Source organism: Fuerstiella marisgermanici (assembly GCF_001983935.1).
GTDB classification, from domain to species: Bacteria; Planctomycetota; Planctomycetia; order Planctomycetales; family Planctomycetaceae; genus Fuerstiella; species Fuerstiella marisgermanici.
Map to the genome: position 1 here is coordinate 5,560,188 of NZ_CP017641.1, position 15,432 is coordinate 5,575,619.

Genomic DNA, 15,432 nt, shown 5'->3' on the forward strand with positions numbered 1-15,432 from the left:
CTACTTCCCGCGCACGTAGACTCGAAGCCGCTTTTCCGGGTAAGAAGCGGCGTTACCGGTGAACGTCCAGTCACGCGTCTTGCCTTCACTGTTGCCGATGCCGATGTCCGCGTTAGCTTTGGCGGACCAGTGATTAACGGCAAGAAGCGTTTGCTTTGCGCCGAAGTTGTGGATCTGCATCGAGCCGTAGCCATCATCAGGCGGTCCCGGGCTGTCGCTATGGTCATAAAGACTGGTCGAAGCCCCCGGGATGCGAGCTTCGTTTCCGGGACCGTAGTTGTTCGGCCAGAATTCGATGTTGCCAGTCGCGATTGCCGTGCCCTGCGTGATACCAGCGACGGTCGAATACACGTCCATCGATTCCACCTTCTGCTGAAAGTTGGCCTGCGAAGCGACGGTCGGAATCCCGATTTTCTTCGCATCGTCGGTAAAGGCGTTCATTGAGACAAACACCTTCTGTTCTTCTCCATTGGCGGCCGTCACCTCCAGCAGATACCCGATCCGATCGAACGCCTTAACCGAGTCGCTGTTGTCCACGCTGTACTGAATTTCGGGGCCCAGCTTCGACAGATCCAAATCATACACAAGGCTGTAATCTTTCACCGGAAGCGTATCCAGAAACTGAGGCATCTCACCACCACGAAATGCGCTAACCGGCAGGCCGGTGCCGCCCGACAGATTCGGCTCAGCCAACTTGTGCCAGGCAAAACGAAATGCGACCGGCTGTTTGGCTTCTGGTGATGTCAGCACGACGCTGTCGCCTTCAATCTTTGCAGTGGCCGGCTGAAAGCCACCGGAACCAGGACCGATGATTTCGAAATGGTTGGGAGCCTTGCCATCGCGAGTCTTCAAGCCACCGCCCGTGTTGCGGAAGTTGATTTTCAGACTGCCATCCTGAACGTCCAGCGATTCGAATTCGGGGCTGTTGGCGACGACGTCTTTGCGACCGTAGTCATTCTTCAGTGCCAACCATGCCAAACGCTGGCCGACGTCCTGCTTGTTGGGAGGATGAATGTTGTCCAGGGTAGCGATGTCGTTAATGACGACCATGCCGGTGTTGGGAAGTTCCTGAACGGCGGCCTGAGCTTCCCAGAACCTTGCCAGGATTGTTGGGTCTTCGCTGCCGTACTGATACGGTGCAATCTGAACGTAGTAAAACGGGAAGTCGCCCTGATCCCAGAGTTCCCGCCAGCCGTTGATCAGTGCTTTTTTCTTTTCGAGGTACAGCATGCCTTCAGCGTGGTTGGATTCACCCTGGTACCAGATCGCTCCACGAATCGGAAAGCCGACAAACGGATGAATCATGCCGTTGTACAGCATGGTCGGATCCTGATGGCTGGTGAATGGCTTTAAGTCGGCTGGGTACTCGGGACTTGGCCCCGCGTCGGAATTGTTTTCCAGTGCTTCACGCGCTTTGGCCAACCACTGCTGAGTGGCCGCCAAGTGCTGAGCCAGACGTTCGCGGTGCTCCGGGGTGCCTGGCGTTTTCACAATTACGGATTCAGAAATTTCCTGCAGCGCGGGCACTTTCTTAAAGCCGACGGGCGGAGTCCACGGTTCAACTCGCGTTCCTCCCCATGAAGAATTCACCAGGCCGATTGGCACGTTCAGTTCTTTGTGAAGAGCTCGCGCCATGAAGTAACCACAGGCGGTGAAGCTTCCAGCAACGTCCGGAGAACACACCTGCCAGGGCGCGTCGAAACTATCGCGTGGCATGGTCGATGGTGCGCGAGGAAGTTTGATGTGACGGATCAACGGATAATTGGCCGCCGCAATTTCCTCGGTCGCGTTAGTGCTGGCTCGAACAGGCCATTCCATGTTCGACTGACCGGAACACAACCAGACTTCGCCGACCAGGATATCCTTCACGGTGACGGTATTGTTCCCCTTAACTGTCAGCACCTGAGGCTGGCTGTTTGCCGACATGGCCGGCAACTCAACTCGCCAACGCCCATCGTCGCCCGTCTTCGCCGTCTGCGAATGTTCGCCGAAGGTCACCGTGACAGACTCGCCGCTGTCGGCCCAACCATGAATTTCAATCGGCTGTTGCTGCTGCAGCACCATGTGGTCGCCGAAAATTGACGGCAGCCGAACATCGGCAAAGCCTGTCGAACTACAAGCCAACAAAGTGGCGATGGCGAACATCGAAAGGTGTTTTCTGGGCGCGGGGAAACGTTTGGGCATGAGTGGCTCACTATTGGCAGGAAAGAGTAACCCGGGAATCTGCGAATGATGTTAGCGCGGTGGTGGCTATGTCACAACCGTTCCGGATGCAGATAGACCTGTTTGATTTCGTCGTCGGAAAGAGCTCGCCGAAATATCGCAAGTTCGTCCATGTCGCCGACGTAGTTGATGCCCAGCATAATCATGGCCTTGCTGTCCTGATCGCCCGCCGTTGCGTCGTCCGCCGTTGCGTCGTCCGCTGTCGTGTCGTCCGGCTTTGGCCATGTGAATCGCATGGGCCGTTTGATTATGCCCTGCAATTCGCCGTCGAGATAGAGTTTAGCGACGGACGGCTGGTCCGAAGTCGAATTGACATTGGTAAATGTGAATGCCACGTGCGTCCATTTGTCGCTCGAAAACGGCGGCCGTTTCACTGTAACCATCGGGCGTTTGTCAACGGGAAAGTCTTCCCAGTTGATCTTCTTTGGATTCCAGAAGTCGTGATCAGAAAACACGCCGAGGCGAAGATCTCGCGGCAGGTCTTTGTCGAAGTCGACGAAGATGGCGGCGTCGTTCCATTTCTTTGCCGTAATCAAAAGCGGGTCACAAAATCCTTCGGGAAGGTCTTTATCCGGATCCAGCTTCAGCCAGATTGATACGGTGCCCGACCAGTTTTCGGTCGGCTTCAACCCGTTGACTTCTGCTTTGTAGCACAACACCTTGCTGGTCTTAGCGCTAAAGCGAAGAGCGTCACCTAAGCGGCCAGCGTCCTTTGCAATGCTGACCTCAGGAATTGTCAGCCCCTGCGTCACGACTTTCATCGCCGGTGAATCGGCCGTGTAAGCCCAACCGTCGCCGTCAGCCGGAAACAGGTTGACGTCCGTCACGCCGTCAAAAGAAGCGTGAAAAACCAGACCGCGAATCGGCTTTGAGCTTTCATCTGCGCTGGACGCCGTCATTCCCAGTATCACGCTCGCCATAAAGACGGCGGTCAGGCAAAACCTGGCAGACAGTGAAGGGCTGGCGGCGCGCAACGTGTTCAGCATCGGTCACTCCTGTCGGATAGGCTTCGCGGGGCAGGGCAGCTCGGGGCGATCAAAGGCCGCCGATGCAAATGATGCTACTCGAACAACACACGATTTGAAAAGCGTGCCGCATTTCGTCCGAAGCGACTCACCTCACGCAACCGATCGCAAAAGCGGACGACCGAGCAGTCACCTAAAACGGCGGATTGTCGTCGGCGTCGAACAGACTCGTGAGCGTTTGCTTGGGCGCCGACGCATCGAACAGCTCATCTTCTTCGCCGCCGACGTGTTCTTCGTTCAGAGTTTCGCCGGGTTCCTTTTGCATTTCGAACAGAAACCGCGACGTCACCGTTTCGCGACGCTTGCCCCACTTCATGCGTGCTTTCGCGCGAGTCAGTGTGAGGTAGTCCATTGCTCGAGTCACGCCCACGTACGCGAGCCGGCGTTCTTCGGCGATGTCTTTTTCCAGGTCGCTTTCCACGCTGCGCCGGTGAGGCAGCAGGTTCTCTTCCATGCCGACAAGGTACACGCGAGGAAACTCCAACCCCTTCGCGGAGTGCAGCGTCATCAAACGCACGGCGTTGTCCGCCAGTTCAGAATCCTTGTCCGACTTATCGTCGCGGTCCATCAGCGCTGTGGTTTCCAAAAACCCTTCCAACGTCGGCGACTTGTTTTTTTCGACGTATTGGCCAATGGAATTCACCAGGTCTTCCAGCACCGCCTTACGCTGCTCAGCCTGAGTCTCATCTTTGTACTGTTTATCAATTTCTCCGTTGTAGTCGATCGCTCTCAGAAGCCTGCGCACGTGGTCGGCGAGGTCTCGTGGATGTTCCAGCATCACGTCGCGAAACCGAACCAGCAGGTTTCTGAAATCGCTTAAAGCAGCCTGAGCCTGCTTCGGCACGATCCCCGCCGCGATGCCTTCGGGCACGACTTCCCAGAGACTCTTGCCCTGCGACACCGCCAACTGGACCAGCTTTTCAGTCGTGGTCGCTCCGATGCCGCGTGCCGGCGTGTTGATGATTCGCAGCAGACTCACTTCATCACGCGGCGCCGCCAGCACCTTTAGATAGGCCAGCAGGTCGCGGATTTCTTTGCGATCGAAAAACGATTGCCCGCCCAGCAGAACGTACGGAACATTCAGACGTCGCATCTCCGTTTCAAACAGCCGTGGCTGTTCGTTGGTCCGGAACAGAATGGCGATGTCTTTGGGACGGACACTCAGTTCGGTGATCAGATACGCAATTTCCTTGACGACGTTTTCGGATTCCTGAGTCTCGTCTTCGAACGCCAGAATTCGCACCGGTGAACCGTCGGGCTTATGAGCGATCAGCTTCTTTTCGTGTCGATTGCGATTGTGCCTCACAAGACGGTTAGCGTATTCGACAATGCGATTGGTGCAGCGGTAGTTGTTTTCCAGACGAATAGTTTTCGTGTTGGCGAAATGCCCGCCGAAGTTCAGGATGTGCTGCACTTCGGCACCACGCCAGCCGTAGATGGATTGATCGTCGTCGCCGACCACGCAAATGTTCTGGTGGCCCTGAACAAGGTTTTCGACAAGACTAAACTGAACGCCGTTCGTGTCCTGATATTCGTCGACCTGCACATGATCAAACTTCGCCTGATGCTTCTGCAGGATTTCCGGATGTTCCTTAAACAGCCGACTGGTCAACAGCAGCAAATCGTCGAAATCAACCGCACCTGACGCTCGCAGTTGCTTTTGATACTTGCGATACGCCATGGCCGCCAGCGCATCGAAGTCCGCTTCTGCGTACTCACCCGCCTGGTTTTCAGTCAGGCCCGACATCTTCCACGAACTGATTTTGTTCAGCAGGTCGCCAGGTTTCATCGCTTTGTCGCCGACCCGGATTTCTCGCAACGCCGTGCGAGCGGCCGATTCCTGATCGCTGCGGTCGTAAATCACAAACCCTTTGGGATATCCCAACGCGGTAATATCCTCACGCAGGACTCGCACGCAATACGCGTGAAACGTCGACACCACGGGCTTGGCCTTCACCCGCGAACCCAGTAATTTCAGAGCTCGTTCGCGCATTTCGCGCGACGCCTTGTTGGTGAAGGTGACGGACAAAATGCGGTCGGGGCGAATGCCGTGCCTGATCAGGTTCGCCATACGAAACGTGATCACGCGCGTCTTCCCCGTTCCCGCGCCGGCCAGCACCAGCAGCGGCCCGGAAAGTGTTTCGACGGCCTGTCGTTGAGGCGGGTTGAGTCCGCTGAGATTCAGCATTTTCGGGCGAAAGGCATGTTTTTTAGAAGCGACGAATCAGACAAACGGGGCGGGAGGCTATCTTAGCCGACGCCCATCCGCAACCTGAGTGCCGGTACGCACCGGCGGGCGATTGGCGTGGCGGACGAGTGACGTTGTGGGGGCGGAATCGCCGGCGTTGCTTCCGTTGGTCGCGGGGTGGATAAGCGGGACGGGCAGTTGCCTACGCCGAGTCCGTGCGGTATTCATGGTGACGGGACGTCTTGCTACCAGTTTCCGCGGGGTTATACTCGGTGCCCGCTATTTCCCCAAATCCAGCATGTACGACAGGTCTGTCGTACAGATAACCGTTAGCGGACACAAGAACCGGCTTCGTGAAAGCACTCCCTGAAACCCAAGAGGCTCTCGTGCTTCGCACGGACTTCACCGATGACGCGGCGTGGACGTCTCTTTGCGCGGCAATCCAATCGCCACAGACTGAAGACGATTTCGTTGCCTACGTCGAATGTGTTTCTGATCCGGAATTCTCTGGCGTTATCCCTGACCAACTTGTTGCCCTCAATTCAGGCCATACCTTCATCTTTGTTGTGGACTCCATGGCAGTTTCCGATCCTGACCATCCCGTCCTCGTCGTCGATCTATATCACAATCCCGGTCGGACGTTTCGCGTAGTCCCTTCCGAGATGTGGGGCGTCGAGAACAATCTTTCGCTTGCAAACATGGATTTCGATGACTTCGCTAACAACACAGATGCACGCGGCGTCTTTCGTGGGTTCCCAGCGTAGTGTCCGCTAACATCTGTATGTCGTGATAAGTCAAGTAGCGCGTATTTTTATCGGGGAAAGAAGTTGTAGTTTTTTTGTTGGAGAGTTTTTTGCCCTCCAACTTGCTACGACTTATCCTTGTTGGTTTCACGTTCGAGGTTTTCCCGTTCCGTTTGCTGCGGGGCGTTTCTTAACGAAGTCTCGCTCAGCGTTCCGTTGGAAAGCTGGCTGCTTCAAACATCTGTTCGTGTTCAAACCGAAGACGACGGGCACAGCCGTTCGGCGGTCAGCTTCGCACCACAGAGTGCATCACACGCAATGCGTGTCTAAGCGGCCGCCAGACGGTTTTGTGTTTTGTTATGCGGTTGTCGACGGTGTTCTCCGTTCCGGAGCACAGAAACTGTTATGGGCTCGATCGTCGGTCATTCATGAAGTTGTTGGGCTCACGCTGTGTTGCAAGCGCGTCCAGTTGTGGGGTGACTCGACGGCGAGGCAGCCGGGATCAGGGAAATTTCAAACGGGTCTCCGTGTGTGAATTCTGAAATGTGAAGGCAGCAGCGACGCGGCCAGTCATGGTTCGTGAGCTCACGCCCGTGGGGTTCATTCGCTCATGCTGAGTCACCGTCAAAAGGGTGCTCAAATGCGGACACGTTTGTGCGAGCGATTTGTCGAACTCGGCGATGTTCCTTGTCGCAACGTTTCCGCCGCGACAAGGTGGCTCAGTTGTGCGCCCGGCTCACGCCGCTGCTGTGGTTTCGAATGTGTTGTTCTCCTGTGTGACGAATAAAACGTTGCGGCCAGGAATTGCCTTTGTCGGAGCCGGTTGTCGGTCACGCACTCTGCCACGGTGACCGATGAGCGGCGCAGACGAAGGCAATTCCGCCTTGGTTGGTGAGGTGAGAGGGAACGCCGTTCAGCCGTGCGCCGCGGTCGAAGGCTGAGCGGCTTTCGATGCGACTTTGCGACGTCGGCGAGGTTTCGGAACTTCCACGCGCGCGTCGTCCGGCAGTCGCAGAAATTCACGCTCGCTGAAAATGTCGCCGCGTTTGAGCACCAGGTAAACGGCGCGGCCCAGTCGCGCGGCCAGAATCGAAAGCGCCTTGCCGCGACCGTGACGTTTCTCCATCTTTGCGAACGCCGCTTTGGTGGCCGGGCTGTCTCGCAGCAGCAGCGCCACCGCTTCGCTGAACGCCCACTTCAACTGAGGATTACCCTGCTTGCGCCCCGGCGAACCGTAGTTCTTTCCGGCCGACGAATGCTGACCGGGTACCAGTCGAGCGTACGAAAGGAAGTCTCCTGCGCGGCGAAAACGTTTCAGGTCACCGATTTCGTAGAGGATGACAAGTGCCAGAATATCACCGATGCCAGGGACCGCTTTCAGCCGATAGAACAGACCTGGATCATCAAACTGAGCCATCTGCACGAGCGTCTTTTCCAGCCGCGAGATCTGCGTTGTCAGCGCGTTGATCATGGCGATGTCCGTTTCGATGGTCAGTTGCGAAGCCTGCGTGGGAAACGTTTCCGCCAGCCCTTCCTGGTGAGACGCGTACCGTAACTGTCCGCTCGGCGCGGCGACGTTGTACTGCAGACACGAACTGCGAACGTGCGCTTGCAGTTCGGCTCGCTGCCGAGTGAAGTAGCACCGTCGTCGGCACAGATCACGCTGACTGCGCATCGATTTGGGGTAAGCCCACGCGACGGGAAAGTTGCCGCCTCGCAGCAGTTGAGCGATCTTCAACGAATCCTGTTTGTCGTTCTTCGTCTTGCCGCCGTGAATCGCTTTCATTCCAAAGGCGTGGCCGAGCACAAACGGCACGTTCAGTTCATCACACGCATCCGCCAGCCAGTACCAGTTGAAGGTCGATTCGACGGCCAGCACGATGTCTCGATCTCGAAACGGTTCGAGAGCCGTCTGCAGATCCCGCGGCGTGCAGTGCAGATTCTTATGGAAGACGGTCTTGCCATCGGAGTCGACGATGCAGGTGTACATCCGCCTGGCGTGCAGATCGACGCCGCAATAAAGTTCGTGCTGAGTAGGGTAAAAAGCCATGTGTCTGTCCTTGTAAAGAAGTGAGAGTTCCATCCGCCTGAACATCAGACCAGATTTCCAAACTCATCACGACATGAACAGTGTCATGGTTTTTACGCTGGGGCCTTCGGCACACCTTCCAACTTTGTCAACGCAGGCTGGCTTTGGTACAATTTCTCGTAGTTCAGGCATCGTTCGCTTCGTTCAGGGCGGTGTCGTAAAAACCTTCCGTTATGTGACCGAGGCACTCGATGGATCGTAAACGCGTTATCTACATCGACGTCGATGACACGTTGATCCGCACTGTTGGCACCACGCAGATTCCCATGCCCGCCAGCGCGGATTACGTGCGCCGGATGCATGCCGCTGGTCATACGCTCTACTGCTGGTCGCGCGGAGGTGGCGACTATGCCCGCGATGTCGCAAAATCACTCGATATTGCGGACTGTTTCGTGGCATTCTTACCGAAACCCGATGTATGCCTCGACGACCGTGGCGACAAGCTGCTCGACTATTGCGACGTCATTCTGCCCGGCAACGCGTCAAACCATTGAGAATCAACCCTGATTCCCCATGCTCGCGGTCACATAACATCTGTATGTCGTGATAAGTCAAGTAGCGCGTATTTTTATCGGGGAAAGAAGTTGTAGTTTTTTTTGTTGGAGAGTTTTTTGCCCTCCAACTCGCTACGACTTATCCTTGTCGGTTTTCGTTTGACGCTTCCTTCATCCGTGTTGCTGCGTGGCGTTTCTTAACGAAGTCTCGCTCAGCTTTCTTGCAAGAGCTGGCTGCTTCAAACATCTGTTCGTATTCATGGTTCTTATGGACCGACCTTCGACACAATTTCGGCGTTTGGCAACGGCTGCTGACCTTAGCCCGGATGTCTCACGCGATCGGGGTTGAGTAGGCGGCGGTGGTAGAATTTCGTTGGCGTTGAGATCCTGGTATGAATCTGAGGCCCATTCGACCGAAATTGGGATCGTGGCTTCGTACATTTCCAGACGCGCGCAGCGGTGCGTCACCGATCTTCGAAGCCGGCTGAGGAATCTCATGTTGTCGCACTGAAATCAGACCTGCATGACCTGCGGTCTGTGGCGGCGGAGATTAGCAAGGACTCGTTCGAACAGTGGCTGGTACGGATATGATTCGGAAAAGCTGATCACCACGCGCCGAACGCTCACCTGAATCTTCGTGCCGATCTTCAGCAGCTTCGAACGAATTGTGCCCGCCTGAGCGTTCTGCATCTCGGTCCCCGCCAGGCCGAATTCCCGCAGCACGTGGTGCAGCAAATACGCCATCGTCGAGAACAGCAACCGCAGTTGATTCGAACGCATGTTGTGAGTGCTCGTGCGATCCGCGAACAGATAAAGCTGCTGTTCCTTGATCCGGTTTTCCATGTCGCCCCGCGCGCAGTAACGATCTTCGTACAGCATACGTGCGTCGACGCGTTCGAGCGAAAGACTGGTGACGACGAAACGCGAGTTGGCTCCTTTGCGAAGATGTTCGGCTTTGCCGATGACTCGGCGTTCGCATGACCATGTCTCCTTCGTGCGATACCGAAAATCTTTGAACACCCGAGCCGCTTCGCCCGTTGCTTCAAACTGAACCTTCGCCTGCTGAAGTTCGCCCCCGATTGCCTTCACAAGACGCTTGTTCTTTGCCAGGCCAATGATGTAATCGACACGGTTTTTCTCGCACCAGGCGAGAATATTGTCGCGACAAAAACCACCGTCCGCTCGAACGATCATCCGAACGTTCGGCCATGCGGCTCGCAGCCTGGGAACGATGCGTTCGAGTTCTTTCACCGTTCCCGCACAGCCGTCAATGTTTGAAGGACGCAGCACGGCGCCGAGCGGCCAGCCGCCGCAGAACGTATACAACGGCAGAAAGCAGTAGCTTTTGTAGTAGCCGTGGAAAAATTTCCCGAGCTGATCGCCGTGCACCGGATCATCCGTGGCGTCGAGATCAAGCACGAGTTCCGTCGGCACACCTTGCTTGCTTCGCATGCGAATGAAAACATCGACCAGAGTATCCTGAAGTGTGGAAACACTGGCGACGATCTTTTTGTAGCGACTGTTTTTGGTCGCCCCAACCGGCGTGAGTTCCAACCGATTGAGCGTGCTCTTCCCGGCCAGCGGAACACCTTTGCTGCATTCGGCAGCACGATCCTGTCCGGTGATATCTCGTCGCCCGCACATCAGAGCCAGCAGAGGATCATGTCGCAACTGCTCGTGATCGTTCAGATCTTCATAGCCCAGAGCGATTCCCATGACTCGCTGCCGCAACAGTTCTTCGACTGAGAACTCACTGTGCTCACTTCGATGATCCGTAAAGCTCGCCGTGAACGATCGAAGGATACCAAACCGCTCTTCGACTTCCCGCAACAACAACCCGCCACCATCTGACGTGATCTTTCCACCATCAAACGCGGCACAAACTTCTCGCCGACCGTGACCCTCGAATAACAACTTCTCTCTGCTACACTCTGTCACCACAAAACCGCCTCCTGATGTTGACGTAAATCCTTCTCACAAAAGACTTACGCACGCAGAGGCGGTTTTGTGCATTCTCTGTGTGAGATTTCCGGGTTAGTAGAATTCTTCATCGCTCGATGCTGTTTGAACAGGCGACGTAAGCACATTCTGCTGTCAAACTTCGGCCGAAAGGAATGCAATGACTTCACTGCCACGAATGGATCGTTCCGTTACTAAGCGGACGACGCTCGATCAGCAGGGTTGCGACGCTGGCGTTCCCAATGCGACCCCCGCCGAACGCCTGCTGATGGTGTGGCCGCTGACACTGACCGCTTGGGCATTCAAGGAGCCGAATGTTGTTCAACCCCGACTTCAAAGAAATGTTGCTCGCGTTGTCCGAAGCGAAAATTGATTTCCTACTTGTTGGAGCGTACGCCGTTGCTGCTCACGGCCACCCTCGCGCAACCGGCGATCTCGACCTTTGGGTTCGCCCTGATGCGAAGACTGCTCCACGCGTTTATCGGGTACTGGCCGAGTTTGGAGCCCCACTGCATGACTTGACGATAGCAGATCTTGCCAAACCGGGAATGGTTTTCCAAATTGGCGTAGAGCCATCAAGGATCGACATCCTGACTGCGATTCAGGTGTTTCGTTTGATCATGCATGGGAGAATCGACTGGAAATCAGCATGGATGGCATCGATCTTTGTGTACTTGGCCGAACGGATTTGATCGCCAATAAAAGGGCTTGTGGCCGGCCCAAGGATATTGCAGATGCCGAAACGCTTGACCCAACTAATTCTTAGCGTAGCAGTCTGCCAGCCAATACCAGTTTAGGATTTGTGGCCGGCGAAAGTTCAAATTGCCTCCAACGTGGCTTTGCCCCCGGCTTCAAGCCTCATTCCGTGGGTGACGTTTGGCGACTGGAATTCCATGGATGGGGCTAACATCGCCCAGCAACAACCGAAACGCAATTCGGCCTGCCGCTGTCGCAGGAGATTCACTATCCTGCCATTCTGCATGAGGCAGTCGACGGCAGGGCAGGCTCACGCCTGCCGCGCTACGCTATCTCCGAGGAAGTCAGGCAGGAGCCTGACCTACGATCATTCATTCTTCACCCAACGCTCCGCAACCACACATGGCCATTCAGTTCTACAACACTCTGACCAACACCACAGAACAGTTCACGCCTGTCGAAGCGGACTGTGTTCGCATGTATAGCTGCGGGCCAACGGTGTACGACTTTGCTCATATTGGCAATTTCCGCTCGTTTTTGTTCGCGGACGTGATCCGCCGCACGCTGGAATTCTTTGGGCACGACGTGCACCACGTGATGAACATCACCGATGTCGGCCACATGACAGACGACGCCAATGCCGACGGTGCCGGTGAAGACAAGATGGCGACGGCCGCTCAGCGAGTAAAAGAGGACAAGAAGTCGGGCAAGGTGCCGGAAGGGGCCGTCGAAAACCCCGAAGACCCGTTTCAAATTGCCGACTACTACACCAAAGCGTTTCTGGAGGACGCTCAAACACTGGGCGTGAAGGTTGCCTTCGAGCCGGATAACATCCTGAAGGCCACCGACAACATCGATACGATGCAGGAAATGATCACTCAGTTGATCGATTCCGGGCACGCGTATGTGGGTCCGGACGGCGTTGTTTATTACAGCGTCGAAAGCTTCCCGGACTACGGTAAACTCAGCGGCAACACGCTGGATCACCTGCAAACCGGTGCGGGCGGACGCATTAACGAAGCGGACCAGTCGAACAAAAAACACCCAGCCGACTTTATGTTGTGGAAGGCCGATGGCAGTCACATTATGAAGTGGGACTCGCCATGGGGCACCGGCTATCCCGGCTGGCATATTGAATGTTCCTGCATGGCTCGCAAGCGGTTGGAACGAGACGTCATCGACATTCACACCGGCGGCGAAGATCTGATTTTCCCGCACCATGAATGCGAGATCGCTCAGTCGCGAGGCGCGACCGGGGCGGACACCTTCGCGAAGTTTTGGATGCACGCTCGCTTTCTATTGGTGGAAGGCGAAAAGATGTCCAAAAGCAAAGGCAACTTCTGGACGGTCCGCGACGTGCTGGAAGGTCGGGCAACGGGCGTGAAGGTGCATCCGGCGGTGCTGCGACTGGAATTGATTAAGTCTCATTACCGAGCCAACATGAACTTCACCAAGAAGGGCCTGCAGGATTCGGCCAACGTCGTGAAGCGGCTGACCGACTTCCGCGCGAAACTGGAAGCGGCGGCTGACGGAGCGACGGCGGAAGTCGACCTCAGTCACCCGATTCTGAAACAGTTTGGCGACGCCATCGGTGACGACCTGAACTTCAGCAAAGCCCTGGCCGTGGTCGTGCCGTGGGCTTCGACGACGCCAGACAACCCGGCCGAAGCATTGGCGGTCCTGGACAGAATCAACGGCGTGCTGGCAATCGCTCCACTGGGCGACGCTGCCAGTTCCGGCGCGGGAGACGGCGATCTGGATATCCCGGCGATGTGCAAAGCGATCGACGACGCGCGAGCTGCCAAAGACTGGGGCACATCGGACGAGCTTCGCAAGCAACTGGACGAACTCGGTTATGATGTGAAGAACAGCCCCGAGGGTACGGTCGCCGAGAAACGCCTGGCGTGAACATATACACACACCAGCGAACTTCCACGGTGGTCGGCGACCGCCGCTCGCGTGCATTTTGGCGACTGAAGCAGAGGTCGGGCGGGAATGCATATCCCGCCCCTGGGCGAAAATAGGCAAACTGAACGGCGGCGAGACCTCGCCCAAGTCTGCCCTAAACCCGCACATTCCCGTGAGATTCCGTGGAACTCATTGGCAAGCATGTCTTTACGCCATTTGGTGGATTGTCCTAGAATGCGGAAGCTAGCCAGTTTCTGACGTTCTCAAAGACTGCGGGCGGCCGGGCTCAGTTTTGGCTGAGTGCCCAACAAACAGCAATGGAAAGCGGAAACCGCTCCACCATAATTCTCTTTACGAGTTCACCGAGACATGATTCGAACCCAAATTCTGTCAACAATCGCTCTGCTTCTGATGGCGTTTTGTGGGCCCCAGTCCATTGCACAGGAACCGCATAATCCTGAGATCTCTGTTGCGCACAAAGGAGTAAAGCAGCTAAAGGAGGACATCAAGTTCTTTCTGGATCTGGTGGAAAGTGAGCAACGACATTGGGATAACTGGGAGGGCATGATCGAGTTCCTGGTCTTTGGGCTCGATTTCGAGCGTCCCCTGAGAATCGACATTCTGTCCGGTTTAACGCCGCCTCCCATCATGATCTACGGCCCGTACACGGTTCCCGTCGAAGATCTGCGAGACGAAAACATCGGCGCGGAATACGTGCTACAGGAACGGTCAGAAACGCTGCACGAAATGCTGCCGACCGAGCAAGGTTGGTTTCGCATTCTGCCAGCACAGAAGTATGCGATTCTGGCACCGTCAACTCCCAAGAATCACGACTTGCTGAAGCAGTTGATTCTGAAGGCAGGCAATCCGGTGCCGGTCATCACAAAAATTCTTGATGGCGAGGCGAACGTTGGCATTCAATTGGCGAACGCAACCGAATCTGAAGAAGACCTCAAAAAACGCCGAGCGTCGTTCGCAGAAATTCGTGCCGTCCACATGGATTCGCTGCAGAAGCGTCCGGAGGAATCTCAAACAGAATTCGAACTGCGCAAAGGTGCGGCATCGAACAACCTGAATGAGCTGGAACGGTTGATGGTCGAGTCCAAAGTTGCCAGCGCCCGAGCGGTTCTGGACAAGAAAGCGGTCACGGCCAAAATCCTGTTTGACGGCGTAGGAATCCCGGGCACTTCGATGGCCAAAGGCATCGAAATGTTCAACAAACAAATCGACGCATTCGCCACGGCCGTCAGCCCGGAAGGCTCGGCCTTGTCATTCCGAATCAACCATCCTATCGACGACCTGCGAACGAAAAACACGCTTTCATTTATTGAACTGATGCGTGCAGACGTGGAATCTCGACTGGCTGCAAACACCAAGATGACGGCTGAGCAAAAGGAAGCGTCACTGCAGTTGTTTGATGGAATCATGACATTGGTGAAAGACGGCGTCGCTTCAGAAAACCTGAACGGATTCATCGAAGCGGTCCCGAACGAATCCAACCAGTTTGTTTCGCACGGAGCGATCGTGGTTAAGGACGCGAAGCGACTCGATGAAACTCTGGCCCTGATCGGAAAAACAGGGGGCGATAACGAAGTCACAATCGGTGCGGAGACCGTTGGCGACGTCACAATTCACAAAGTCAAACTCGGCAAGGGTTTTCTAAAACTGTTTGACGACGTATTCGGCGAAGAAGCGGAAATTCTGATTGGCACATCCGAAGACAAAGTATGGTTCGGGTCTGGACCAAATGCATTGCCAGCACTGAAGGCTGGCATCGAAGCCCTGAAGGAACCAGCTGAATCTGACGTCATTCTTCGCAGCACCATGCAGGCATTGCCGTGGGCGAAACGAGCAGAAAAGCTGATGAAAGATCTCGCGCCGCCAAAGACGCTTGATGGTCAACAGAAGCGCCGCGATCAGTTGCTACGATTGACTCAGGCGATCGAAACGCTGAAGGAAGAGGACGACGACATTACGTTTGACGTGGCAGTAGCGGACGGCCGGGTCAGCGGTGAGATCTTCTTTAACTCAGGCTTGCTGCGGTTCGTTGGAACGCAACTCGTCACATTCTCCACAGAGAATCTTGAGTAGTTTTTCGTAACCGTCC

At 55.6% G+C, this 15,432-nt stretch carries 10 protein-coding genes; 5 read left to right on the plus strand and 5 right to left on the minus strand.

Translation table 11 applies throughout. The annotated features are described in order from the left end of the window. The 3 genes from Fuma_RS20625 to Fuma_RS20635 all read right to left on the minus strand — a co-directional run bounded on the left by Fuma_RS20625 (position 1) and on the right by Fuma_RS20635 (position 5,436). Entirely contained in the window at positions 1-2,184 is a 2,184-nt protein-coding gene (locus Fuma_RS20625) for a sialate O-acetylesterase (protein ID WP_083732196.1), read from the minus strand. Between the two features lie 71 nt (positions 2,185-2,255). Continuing rightward, a complete protein-coding gene (locus Fuma_RS20630) occupies positions 2,256-3,209 on the minus strand; it encodes a LamG-like jellyroll fold domain-containing protein (RefSeq protein ID WP_077025784.1) in 954 nt (317 codons plus the stop codon). Between the two features lie 172 nt (positions 3,210-3,381). Next, positions 3,382-5,436 carry an ATP-dependent helicase gene (locus Fuma_RS20635; protein WP_077025785.1) on the minus strand — a complete coding sequence of 685 codons (2,055 nt, stop codon included), beginning with the start codon at positions 5,434-5,436 and terminating at the stop codon, positions 3,382-3,384. A gap of 386 nt (positions 5,437-5,822) precedes the next feature. Here Fuma_RS20635 and Fuma_RS20640 point away from each other — a divergent pair, with 386 nt between their 5' ends. Beyond that, complete coding sequence (locus Fuma_RS20640) at positions 5,823-6,200, plus strand: DUF6924 domain-containing protein (protein WP_083732197.1); 378 nt, start codon at positions 5,823-5,825, stop codon at positions 6,198-6,200. A gap of 892 nt (positions 6,201-7,092) precedes the next feature. Here Fuma_RS20640 and Fuma_RS20645 read toward each other — a convergent pair. After that, positions 7,093-8,229, minus strand: a complete 1,137-nt coding sequence (locus Fuma_RS20645; protein WP_158520925.1) for an IS110 family RNA-guided transposase — start codon at positions 8,227-8,229, stop codon at positions 7,093-7,095. 230 nt (positions 8,230-8,459) lie between these two features. Here Fuma_RS20645 and Fuma_RS20650 point away from each other — a divergent pair, with 230 nt between their 5' ends. Further along, complete coding sequence (locus tag Fuma_RS20650) at positions 8,460-8,762, plus strand: hydrolase (RefSeq protein WP_077023977.1); 303 nt, start codon at positions 8,460-8,462, stop codon at positions 8,760-8,762. 513 nt (positions 8,763-9,275) lie between these two features. On the opposite strand, the gene Fuma_RS20655 is transcribed toward Fuma_RS20650, so the two are convergent. Further along, a complete protein-coding gene (locus Fuma_RS20655) occupies positions 9,276-10,703 on the minus strand; it encodes an IS1380 family transposase (RefSeq protein WP_077025137.1) in 1,428 nt (475 codons plus the stop codon). A 332-nt stretch (positions 10,704-11,035) separates the two neighbouring features. Here Fuma_RS20655 and Fuma_RS20660 point away from each other — a divergent pair, with 332 nt between their 5' ends. The 3 genes from Fuma_RS20660 to Fuma_RS20670 all read left to right on the plus strand — a co-directional run bounded on the left by Fuma_RS20660 (position 11,036) and on the right by Fuma_RS20670 (position 15,416). Continuing rightward, positions 11,036-11,413, plus strand: coding sequence for a hypothetical protein (locus Fuma_RS20660; RefSeq protein ID WP_218922222.1), 378 nt, complete (start codon positions 11,036-11,038; stop codon positions 11,411-11,413). Between the two features lie 406 nt (positions 11,414-11,819). Then, entirely contained in the window at positions 11,820-13,325 is a 1,506-nt protein-coding gene (cysS, locus tag Fuma_RS20665) for a cysteine--tRNA ligase (RefSeq protein WP_077025787.1), read from the plus strand. 369 nt (positions 13,326-13,694) lie between these two features. Then, complete coding sequence (locus Fuma_RS20670; RefSeq protein ID WP_077025788.1) at positions 13,695-15,416, plus strand: hypothetical protein; 1,722 nt, start codon at positions 13,695-13,697, stop codon at positions 15,414-15,416. Positions 15,417-15,432: the final 16 nt, after the last annotated feature.